The sequence below is a fragment of the Rhizobium sp. TBD182 genome (assembly GCF_001950375.1).
GTDB lineage: Bacteria > Pseudomonadota > Alphaproteobacteria > Rhizobiales > Rhizobiaceae > Agrobacterium > Agrobacterium tumefaciens.
Genome location: NZ_BDLN01000024.1, coordinates 1 through 2841, shown reverse-complemented (window position 1 = coordinate 2841; position 2841 = coordinate 1). Strand labels below are relative to the sequence as shown.

Here is a 2841-nt window from a genome sequence, read left to right as displayed (position 1 = left end):
TATGGATGAGCATAGACAATGAGAACGAAGAAGTGAATTAAGGGCATTTGGTGGATGCCTTGGCATGCACAGGCGAAGAAGGACGTGATACGCTGCGAAAAGCCGTGGGGAGCTGCGAATAAGCTTTGATCCATGGATCTCCGAATGGGGCAACCCACCTTAAATGCTTGGAAAATCCAGTCTGTTTTATGAACGGCCTGGGTTTCCAAGCATTGTGATAAGGTATCTTACTTTCGAATACATAGGGGTAAGAAGCGAACGCAGGGAACTGAAACATCTAAGTACCTGCAGGAAAGGACATCAACCGAGACTCCGTAAGTAGTGGCGAGCGAACGCGGACCAGGCCAGTGGCAATGATGAATAAAGCGGAACGATTTGGAAAAGTCGGCCATAGAGGGTGATAGCCCCTTACGCGTAGAACAGTCATTGTCCTTGAGTAGGGCGGGGCACGTGAAATCCTGTCTGAACATGGGGAGACCACTCTCCAAGCCTAAGTACTCGTGCATGACCGATAGCGAACAAGTACCGTGAGGGAAAGGTGAAAAGCACCCCGACGAGGGGAGTGAAATAGAACCTGAAACCGGATGCCTACAAACAGTCGGAGCCCGCAAGGGTGACGGCGTACCTTTTGTATAATGGGTCAACGACTTAGTGTAACTAGCAAGCTTAAGCCGGTAGGTGTAGGCGCAGCGAAAGCGAGTCTGAATAGGGCGATTGAGTTAGTTGCATTAGACCCGAAACCGAGTGATCTAGCCATGAGCAGGCTGAAGGTTGGGTAACACCAACTGGAGGGCCGAACCCGTATCTGTTGCAATAGATTGGGATGACTTGTGGCTAGGGGTGAAAGGCCAATCAAACTCGGAAATAGCTGGTTCTCCGCGAAATCTATTTAGGTAGAGCGTCGACCGAATACCCTCGGGGGTAGAGCACTGGATGGGCTATGGGGACTCACCGTCTTACTGATCCTAACCAAACTCCGAATACCGAGGAGTACTAGTCGGCAGACACACGGCGGGTGCTAACGTCCGTCGTGAAAAGGGCAACAACCCTGACCTCCAGCTAAGGTCCCCAAGTCATGGCTAAGTGGGAAAGGATGTGAGGATCCCAAAACAACCAGGATGTTGGCTTAGAAGCAGCCATCATTTAAAGAAAGCGTAACAGCTCACTGGTCTAAATAAGGGTCTTTGCGCCGAAAATGTAACGGGGCTAAAGCCATGCACCGAAGCTGAGGATGTGACAGTTGTAGTGACTGTTGCGTGGTAGCGGAGCGTTCCGTAAGTCTGTGAAGGCGGACCCGTGAGGGCTGCTGGAGATATCGGAAGTGCGAATGTTGACATGAGTAACGATAAAGGGAGTGAGAGACTCCCTCGCCGAAAGACCAAGGGTTCCTGCTTAAAGTTAATCTGAGCAGGGTTAGCCGGCCCCTAAGACGAGGCGGACACGCGTAGTCGATGGGAACCACGTTAATATTCGTGGGCCTGGTGGTAGTGACGGATCTCGTGTGTTGTACATTCTTACTGGATTGAATGTGCGGCGAAGAGGTTCCAGGAAATAGCTCCACCGTATAGACCGTACCCGAAACCGACACAGGTGGTCAGGTAGAGTATACCAAGGCGCTTGAGAGAACTATGTTGAAGGAACTCGGCAAATTGCACGCGTAACTTCGGAAGAAGCGTGACCCCATTTTACGCAAGTATGATGGGGTGGCACAGACCAGGGGGTAGCGACTGTTTATCAAAAACACAGGGCTCTGCGAAGTAGCAATACGACGTATAGGGTCTGACGCCTGCCCGGTGCTGGAAGGTTAAAGGGAGGGGTGCAAGCTCTGAACTGAAGCCCCAGTAAACGGCGGCCGTAACTATAACGGTCCTAAGGTAGCGAAATTCCTTGTCGGGTAAGTTCCGACCTGCACGAATGGCGTAACGACTTCCCCGCTGTCTCCAACATAGACTCAGTGAAATTGAATTCCCCGTGAAGATGCGGGGTTCCTGCGGTCAGACGGAAAGACCCCGTGCACCTTTACTATAGCTTTACACTGGCATTCGCCAAGGCATGTGTAGGATAGGTGGTAGGCTTTGAAGCAGGGACGCCAGTTCTTGTGGAGCCATCCTTGAAATACCACCCTTATCTTCGTGGATGTCTAACCGCGGTCCGTTATCCGGATCCGGGACAGTGTATGGTGGGTAGTTTGACTGGGGCGGTCGCCTCCGAAAGAGTAACGGAGGCGCGCGATGGTGGGCTCAGACCGGTCGGAAATCGGTCGTCGAGTGCAATGGCATAAGCCCGCCTGACTGCGAGACTGACAAGTCGAGCAGAGACGAAAGTCGGTCATAGTGATCCGGTGGTCCCGTGTGGAAGGGCCATCGCTCAACGGATAAAAGGTACGCCGGGGATAACAGGCTGATGACCCCCAAGAGTCCATATCGACGGGGTTGTTTGGCACCTCGATGTCGACTCATCGCATCCTGGGGCTGGAGCAGGTCCCAAGGGTATGGCTGTTCGCCATTTAAAGCGGTACGTGAGTTGGGTTCAGAACGTCGTGAGACAGTTCGGTCCCTATCTGCCGTGGGTGTAGGAATATTGACAGGATCTGTCCCTAGTACGAGAGGACCGGGATGGACGTATCTCTGGTGGATCTGTTGTCCTGCCAAGGGCATAGCAGAGTAGCTATATACGGAATGGATAACCGCTGAAGGCATCTAAGCGGGAAACCAACCTGAAAACGAGTGTTCCCTATCAGAGCCGTGGAAGACGACCACGTTGATAGGACGGGTGTGGAAGCATGGCAACATGTGAAGCTTACCGTTACTAATAGCTCGATCGACTTCTTCGTTCCCATTG

The 2841-nt window shown here is 52.4% G+C and carries 1 rRNA gene; it reads left to right on the top strand.

Annotated features, from left to right (window positions below):
• Positions 1 to 26: 26 nt before the first annotated feature.
• Positions 27 to 2833, top strand: a 23S ribosomal RNA gene (locus T18_RS26105).
• The last annotated feature ends 8 nt before the right edge of the window (positions 2834 to 2841 follow it).